At 49.4% G+C, this 7,774-nt stretch carries 8 protein-coding genes; 7 read left to right on the forward strand and 1 reads right to left on the reverse strand.

Annotated features, from left to right (window positions below; translation table 11 throughout):
• Window positions 1-190 precede the first annotated feature (190 nt).
• On the reverse strand, window positions 191-565 hold the full coding sequence (locus PF479_RS03145) for a VOC family protein (protein WP_298002143.1): 375 nt from the start codon (window positions 563-565) through the stop codon (window positions 191-193).
• A gap of 159 nt (window positions 566-724) precedes the next feature.
• On the opposite strand from PF479_RS03145, the gene PF479_RS03150 reads away from it, so the two are divergent.
• The 7 genes from PF479_RS03150 to PF479_RS03180 form a co-directional block, all read left to right on the forward strand.
• On the forward strand, window positions 725-1,678 hold the full coding sequence (locus PF479_RS03150; RefSeq protein ID WP_298002145.1) for an aldo/keto reductase family protein: 954 nt from the start codon (window positions 725-727) through the stop codon (window positions 1,676-1,678).
• Window positions 1,679-1,817: 139 nt separating this feature from the next.
• Window positions 1,818-2,966 carry an ABC transporter substrate-binding protein gene (locus tag PF479_RS03155; protein WP_298002147.1) on the forward strand — a complete coding sequence of 383 codons (1,149 nt, stop codon included), beginning with the start codon at window positions 1,818-1,820 and terminating at the stop codon, window positions 2,964-2,966.
• Between the two features lie 66 nt (window positions 2,967-3,032).
• A complete protein-coding gene (locus PF479_RS03160; RefSeq protein WP_298002149.1) occupies window positions 3,033-3,923 on the forward strand; it encodes a branched-chain amino acid ABC transporter permease in 891 nt (296 codons plus the stop codon).
• Window positions 3,924-5,018: a branched-chain amino acid ABC transporter permease gene (locus PF479_RS03165; protein ID WP_298002151.1), complete on the forward strand. Its 1,095-nt coding sequence runs from the start codon at window positions 3,924-3,926 to the stop codon at window positions 5,016-5,018.
• Window positions 5,008-5,793, forward strand: a complete 786-nt coding sequence (locus PF479_RS03170) for an ABC transporter ATP-binding protein (protein ID WP_298002153.1) — start codon at window positions 5,008-5,010, stop codon at window positions 5,791-5,793. Before PF479_RS03165 ends, PF479_RS03170 begins: the two co-directional genes overlap by 11 nt.
• Window positions 5,786-6,523: an ABC transporter ATP-binding protein gene (locus tag PF479_RS03175; protein ID WP_367277198.1), complete on the forward strand. Its 738-nt coding sequence runs from the start codon at window positions 5,786-5,788 to the stop codon at window positions 6,521-6,523. Before PF479_RS03170 ends, PF479_RS03175 begins: the two co-directional genes overlap by 8 nt.
• A gap of 18 nt (window positions 6,524-6,541) precedes the next feature.
• Window positions 6,542-7,774: phenylacetate--CoA ligase family protein (locus tag PF479_RS03180; protein WP_298002157.1), on the forward strand; the 1,233-nt coding region annotated here is incomplete at its 3' end.

Below are 7,774 nucleotides of genomic sequence, written 5' to 3' on the forward strand. Positions count from 1 at the left end.
ACAGGGAGCACCCGGACCCGGATGGAGGATTTTCAGACTATTTTGAAGGATAAGGGATACTACACGACCATACGTAAAAGCAGAGGTGAAGATATCTTTGCAGCCTGCGGTCTTCTGTCAACCAGGGAAAAGCTGGAACAGGAATCCAAGGAATATTAGAGGGATTCCCTGGTTTAATATACAGGGACTCTTATTGTTTCGGTCTGATATTTTCAACCAGCTGAATCTTCATGCCGTCGGGATCAAGAATATAAATGAATTTGATAAAAGGGTTGGGCTGAAAAGGCCCTGAATGCAGGCTTATGTTCTGTTTCTTCATCAACTCTGTAAATTCTTCGATGGATTCCACAATAAACCCCATGGAAATGTCTTTTCCAAAGCTGATATCCTGGTTATTCCTGTTCCATATCAGCTCTACCTGAGTTTCTCCTTCCCCCAGAAAAGTCAGTGCCATATCCGGGGTGGGATTCATTGTTCTATTAATTTTCAAACCCAGTATTTTCTGATAAAAAGTGACAGATTTTTCCATATCGGAAACTTGAATTGTGGTCCAGCAGAATTTCATGGCGGCCTTCCTATAATGTTTTTTCAGATGAAAGATTCATCTGAGAAGCCTATTGTATCATCCCCGATAATAAATAAATAGAAATGTTTCTTGACCTGGAGTTTGCTCCATCTCTTATCATTGATAGAATACATTAATAAAATAATAGGAGTATACGCTATGGAATACAGAAAAATCGGGAATACAGGACTGAAGGTGAGTGAAATAGCCTATGGTTCCTGGCTGACCTTTGCTCATCAGGTAGAGCTGGAAAATGCAAAAAAAATTGTAAACCGGGCCTTTGAGTTGGGAATCAATTACATTGATACCGCCGATGCCTACAATGGGGGAGATGCAGAATCTCTTTTAGGAGAAATTCTGCCCCGCTACAACCGGAGCCGGTATATTGTGGCTTCCAAGGCGTATTGGCCCATGAGCGATGCCCCGACAGACCGAGGCTTGAGCCGGAAACACATCACAGACTCGGTTCATGCCAGCCTTGAACGCTTAAAGCTGTCTTATATGGATATTTTTTACTGCCACCGCTTTGACCCCGAATCCCCCCTGGCTGAAACACTGGAGGCCATAAACGATTTGATCAGACAGGGCAAAATCCTCTACTGGGGTACCAGTGAATGGACGGCTGATCAGATTATTGAAGCCAATGAAATCTGTATCGAACAGGGTTGGTCCAGTCCCGTTATCAATCAGCCTAATTACAGTCTGGTGAAAAGAGGGATTGAGCATGAAATTCTGCCGGCCTGTATCAACAACGGTATGGGAACGGCAAACTTCTCACCCCTGGCTCAGGGAATTCTGACAGGAAAGTACTCGGGAGGCAAAATCCCCGAAGGAAGCCGGGCCGCCGATGACAGTCTGAAGAGATTCATTATGGACATGGTTTCGGATACAGACCTTCTTTCTCGGGTGGACGAGCTCGGTTCCATTGCTAAAAGCTACGATTTGACCACAGGCCAGTTGTCTCTGGCGTGGATTCTTCAGAATCCTGGAATATCATCCCTCATCGCAGGGGCGTCGACGGTTGAACAGTTGGAAAGCAATGTGAAGGCCTCGGGAGTTAAAATCAAAGCCGCAGATATGATTAAAATCGATGCATTATTTCCTCTCCAATAAGAAGCCCCATACCCTGCTGAACCGGTCAAAATATTTAAAGAATTATTCTTGACCGGAACTCTGTGGGGGTATACTGTTAAGCCGACTGCTTAGTCAGATAACCGACTATGTGGTCGGATTAACTTATAAGGGGATAAAAATGAAAAAAATAGGGACAGTCCTTCTCATCATAGGGCTCTTTGCATCATCTGTCTTTGCCGCAGGTCAAAACGATGAGGGGACTATAAAAGTCGGTGCCATTCTGGCCGTGACAGGGGGAGCCTCGTTTCTGGGAGCACCCGAAGCCAAAACCATAGAGATGGTGGTGGAAGACATCAATGCAGCCGGCGGTGTTAATGGGAAAATGATTGAACTGATCATTAAGGATTCGGCGGCAAATCCTGAAAAAGCCATCTCTTTTGCCAAGCAGCTGATCGAAGAGGATAATGTCATTGCCATCGTGGGTCCTTCCACCAGCGGCGAGACCATGCAGATCAAAGACCTGTGTCAATCCTACAAAGTTCCTCTTGTCTCCTGTGCCGCGGCAGAGGCTATTGTCGATCCAGTGGCCAGTTATGTCTTTAAAACACCTCAAAAAGATAATTACGTGGCTGAATGGATCTATACAACCATGAATTCCATGGGAATCAAGAAAATCGGCGTCATCGCTGCCAATACGGGATTTGGAAATGCCGGGAAAGGACAGCTTGAGAAATACGCCCCTGACTTTGGAATTGAAATTGTCATTGCCGAAACCTATGACAAGGCCTCCACCGACCTGACGGCCCTTCTGACAAAGGTAAAGGCACAGAATGTTGAAGCCGTTGTGAACTGGTCTATCGTTCCGGCACAGTCAATCGTTCCCAAGAACATGAAGCAGCTGGGAATGGAGGTTCCCCTCTTTCAGAGCCATGGTTTTGGAAATATCAAATATGTAGAAGCCGCCGGAGAAGCCGCAGAGGGCATCATCTTTCCAGCGGGCCGACTCCTCATTGCCGAAAAACTGGCTGATAATGACCCGCAGAAGAAGAATCTGGTGGCTTATAAGTCTGCCTACGAAACTAAGTACAATGAAGCCGTCAGTACATTTGGCGGACATGCCTATGATGCCATCATGCTGGTCATCGAAGCGGCCGGAAATGCAAAGACATTGGACAGAGCTGGCATCCGGGATGCTCTGGAAGCTATTTCCGGTTTCCCCGGAACAGGAGGAATCTTCAATTTCACTCCCAGCGATCATAATGGACTGGGTATGGATTCCCTCGAAATGCTGATCGTCAAAAACGGCCAGTTTGACCGGCTCAAATAATATATTCAAGTCAGAGGGGGGGATACCGGGCTCACCGGTATCCCTTTTATGTAAAAAAGGAAAAGAATGAGCGGCGAGCAGTTTTTACAGTACATCTTTGCGGGGATAACAGTCGGCAGTATTTACGCCTTTGTCGCCATAGGATATAACATCATCTACAACACAACGGGGATCATCAATTTTGCCCAGGGTGAGTTTGTCATGCTCGGTGGTATGATCGCCTATACCTTCTCGGGGTTCATGCCCCTGCTGCCGGCCATCGTGTCGGCCGTTCTGATTACCGCCCTTGTGGGGGGGATCATCGAAAATGTCTTTATCCGCCGGATGCGAAAAACATCTGTCATGGGGATGATCGTGATCACCATCGGCATTTCTATTCTCCTCAGAGAGGCGGCCCTCTATATCTGGGATGAACAGATCCGGGCTCTTTCCTTCTTCACAGGATCTGAAGTCTCTTCGGTCAATATTTTCGGAGCCCGCATCTCTCCCCAGGTCCTCTGGGTACTGGGAGTGACCGTAGTCATTGTGTCAGGTCTTTTCTTCTTTCTTAAATATACATTGACCGGTCAGGCCATGAGGGCCTGTTCTGAAAATCCACGGGCCGCTAAACTCTGCGGCATTCGTACGGATAAGATGGTCAATCTTTCCTTCATGCTCTCCGCCGGTATCGGTGCCCTGGGAGGCTGTGTCGTGTCTCCCTTGACCCAGACTCATTATGCCATGGGCTCTGATCTGGCCATCAAGGGGTTCACCGTGGCCATTCTGGGTGGATTGGGAAATCCCATTGCCGCTGTGGCGGCGGGATTGCTTCTGGGTCTGATCGAGGCTTTCAGCATCAGCATCCTGCCCATGGCATTTAAGGATGTCATCGCCATCGTCATCCTGCTGGTTATCCTGGTGGCAAAACCCAGCGGTCTCTTCGGTTCCTCCCAGGCCTCATCCCTGAAGGACTATTAAATGAAGCGCTACACTTCTGTACTGATCCTCTGTATTTTCATCATTCTGGTTCAAGTCTTCACCCAAGTCCTGGGGCAGGCCTTTCTTCTGACCCAGATGACCATGTCCGCCTACTATGTCCTGGTGGCTATCGGCCTGTGTATGGTCATGGGTTATGCCGGTCAGATATCTCTGGGACAAGCCGGTTTTTTTGCCATTGGAGGCTATACCACTGCCAGCCTGTCCACCATCGATTTCACTCCTTTTGGGGGAACCCTGTTCTATAAGATATTGGATTCCCTGGGTCTGCTTATTTCAATGGAAACCCTGTATGGGGAGACGGTTCTCTACCTTTCTCCCTGGATCTCTCTGGCGGCGGCCATTTTGATCTCAGCCCTGGCGGCATACATCCTGGGTGTCCCTGTTTTACACCTGAAGGGTCACTATCGGGCCATGGCCACCATGGGATTTGGTATCATTGTGTACCGTATTGTCCTGGGCTCCAAGGTTTTTGGAGAAGCCGACGGAATCACCAATGTCCCCGGATTTCCTCTGGCTCCGGGAATCCAGGTCAGCGGTGATTTTACATCCCGGATCAGCAATTATTATGTGGCCTGGATACTTGTTGTCCTGGCCATGCTTCTTCTCATCAATCTGATCAATTCACGGGTAGGCCGGGCCTTGCGGTCCCTTCACGGGAGTGAAGAGGCCGCCGATGCCATGGGGGTCGATACATCCCGGTATAAAGTCATTGTGTTTGTCATCGGAGCCGTCTTGGCCGGGGTAGCCGGCTTTTTTATGACCCATTACAACGGTGGTATCGGACCTTCTGAGGCGAGTGTGACCAAGTCGGTCCGTTATGTGGCCATCGTGGCCGTGGGGGGGATGGCCAATCTCTGGGGAGCCCTGATCATGGGGTTTCTCCTGAATTTCCTCTCCCTGAGGGGTGTCTTCGGTCATCTGGATGACGCCGTATTTGGTGTGACCCTTGTGCTGATCATGATGTTTATGCCCGAAGGTTTTATCCGCATGTCACTCCTCAGTGATATAAAATCTTTTTTTCTCAGGATATCAGCCAGGGAAAAATCCAAAACAGGAGGGGCTGATGAGTCTTAATCCTGATGCAGCCCCTCTGATGCGCATACAGAACCTTGATAAGTCCTTCGGCGGTCTGCATGCAGTGGATACAGTTTCCTTTGATGTGAATCCCGGGATTATCAAGTCTGTCATCGGCCCTAACGGCGCCGGAAAGACCACCTTGTTTAATATGATTGCCGGACAGCTGACTCCCTCCGGAGGCCGTGTTCTCTTTGATGAAAAGGCATTAACCGGGATGAGGCCCTTTCAGGTGGCTCATCAGGGAATCATGCGGACCTTTCAGAATCTTAAGATCAGCAGCCATCTCTCGGTCATGGATAATGTGCTTCTGGGGTATCACCGCAAGGGGCGTGCCGGGTTTTTATCGGGTATGCTGTCCCTCAAAAGGAGCCGGCAAGAGGAGAAAGAGGCCGTCCAGGCCATTCTGCCCCTCCTGGAGTGGCTCGGTATTCTGGACTTGAAAGATACAGAAGTGGGGAATCTCTCCTTCGGGAATCAGAGATCTGTGGAACTGGCCCGGGCTCTCGTTTCCGAACCAGCCATGCTGCTTCTGGATGAACCCGCCGCGGGATTGAATATGCATGAAACAGAAGATCTGGCACAGAGACTGCAGGTCATTCGCGATCAGGGCAAGACAATATTGATCGTGGAGCACGATATGTCTCTGGTCATGGATATTTCAGATGAAATTGTTGTCTTGAACTTTGGTCAGAAAATCGCCGAGGGGACGCCCGTGGATATTCAGAAAAATGAAGAGGTCATCCGGATCTACCTGGGAGGGGATGATGCTTAAGATACGAAATCTGGAAGCCGGTTATGATAAACTGAAGGTCCTTAAAGGCATCAGTCTTCATGTGAATCCCGGTGAGATCGTGACCATCATCGGTGCGAACGGTGCAGGTAAAACTACGCTGCTCAACACGATCGCCTCCCTGGTTAAGCCCTCGGCGGGAGTCATCCTGCTGAAAGGCAATGATGTAAGCGGGGCTCCAAGCGATCGTATTGTGAAAACCGGCTGTTCCCTGTGTCCCGAAGGGCGGCAGCTGTTTCCGACAATGACTGTCAAAGAAAATCTGGTACTGGGAGCCTATACTTTTTATAATAGAAGGGAAGGCCGGCAGGCTGCGGAGAATCTGAATGAGATCTACTCCCTCTTCCCTGTGCTCGAGGAAAGGAAGAATCAGCTGGCCGGGACTCTCTCCGGTGGAGAACAGCAGATGGTGGCCATTGGCCGGGCTCTGATGTCCCGGCCGGATCTGCTCATGATGGATGAACCCTCCATGGGGCTGGCTCCCCTTATCGTGAAGAGTATTTTCAAGGTTGTGGAGGAACTCCGCAGTAAGGGAAAAACAATCCTGATTGTGGAGCAGAATGCCAAGGCTGTTCTGGAAATTGCCGACAGGGGTTATGTCATGGAAACGGGAACCCTCGTGATGGAAGGAACTGCCGCTAATCTGTTGGATAACAACGATGTCAAACGGGCCTATCTGGGCCGGGACTATAAAGAGTTTACCGATTCATAAGGGTCAAAGGAGGTCTAATTGATCTATTCCAGGGAAAATGAAACTATGCTGCGCGAAGATCTGGAGCAGCTTCAGGTAGAACGGCTGCAGATGACGCTCCGTCAGGTCTATAAAAATGTAGCTTTTTTCAAGAATCTCTATGATGAAAAAGGGATTGATATATCCAAAATCAAGTCCCTTGATGATTTGAGTTCTCTGCCTCTGACCTCCAAGGAAGACCTCCGTCAGAGTTATCCCTATGAGGCCTTTGCCGTGCCTCTGCGGGATATTGTCCGTATCCATTCTACTTCTGGAACCACGGGATCTCCCATCGTTGTGGGCTATACAAAACACGATCTGAAAATATGGTCGCACCTGGTGGCCCGTGTGCTCAGTGCCGCCGGCATCACCAGCCATGATCTGGTCCAGATTGCCTTTGATTACTCCCAATCCACCGGAGGACTCGGCTTTCATTACGGTGCCGAAGAGATCGGTGCGTCAGTTATCCCCGCCTCGGGAGAAGAGATCCTGAAACAGATTCATATCATGAAGGACTATCGAAGCTCCGCCCTTGTGTCCACTCCCGGTTATGCCCTGCACACCATTGCAGCCCTGGAAGAGGCCGGAATGAATCCCCAGGAACTGAACCTGTCTGTCGGCTTATACGGCTCGGAGCCATGGAGTGAAAACCTGCGGAGGGAGATCGAGTCAAAACTGAAGATCGAGGCCTTTGACAACTATGGGCTGAGTGAAATCATCGGTCCCGGAGTGGCCTTTGAATGTGAATACCACAAGGGACTCCATGTGAATGAAGATCACTTTATCGTTGAAGTTATTGATCCTGAAAGCGGGGTGGTCTTAAAAGAAGGCGAGGAGGGGGAACTTGTTTTTACCACCATCACCAAGCAGGGCTTTCCCTTGATCCGCTACCGTACAGGAGATCTCTCCCGTATTCTTACCGATGAATGTGACTGTGAAAGAACCTCCAGGCGTATTCAGAGAATCTCCGGGCGTTGTGATGATATGATCATTGTGGATGGGAATAATCTTTCCCCCTCCCAGATAGAAGCCCTCCTGTTTGAGATAGAAGAGGTGGAGCCTCATTTTCAGATCATCCTGAAAAGAGAGGAGGGGCTGGATGTCATCGAATTGAAGGTCGAAGTATCCAATCCGGCCTTTGCCTTTGATTACTCCCAATCCACCGGTGGACTCGGCTTTCATTACGGTGCCGAAGAGATCGGTGCGTCAGTTATCCCCGCCTCGGGAGAAGAG

Source organism: Oceanispirochaeta sp. (assembly GCF_027859075.1).
GTDB lineage: Bacteria > Spirochaetota > Spirochaetia > DSM-2461 > DSM-2461 > Oceanispirochaeta.

Excerpts from the sequence above, each read along its gene's own strand:
- PF479_RS03145 (WP_298002143.1), bottom strand. The coding sequence starts at position 565 with ATGAAATTCTGCTGGACCACAATTCAAGTTTCCGATATGGAAAAATCT.
- PF479_RS03165 (WP_298002151.1), top strand. The coding sequence starts at position 3,924 with ATGAAGCGCTACACTTCTGTACTGATCCTCTGTATTTTCATCATTCTG.
- PF479_RS03175 (WP_367277198.1), top strand. The coding sequence starts at position 5,786 with ATGCTTAAGATACGAAATCTGGAAGCCGGTTATGATAAACTGAAGGTC.
- PF479_RS03170 (WP_298002153.1), top strand. The coding sequence starts at position 5,008 with ATGAGTCTTAATCCTGATGCAGCCCCTCTGATGCGCATACAGAACCTT.
- PF479_RS03150 (WP_298002145.1), top strand. The coding sequence starts at position 725 with ATGGAATACAGAAAAATCGGGAATACAGGACTGAAGGTGAGTGAAATA.
- PF479_RS03160 (WP_298002149.1), top strand. The coding sequence starts at position 3,033 with ATGAGCGGCGAGCAGTTTTTACAGTACATCTTTGCGGGGATAACAGTC.
- PF479_RS03155 (WP_298002147.1), top strand. The coding sequence starts at position 1,818 with ATGAAAAAAATAGGGACAGTCCTTCTCATCATAGGGCTCTTTGCATCA.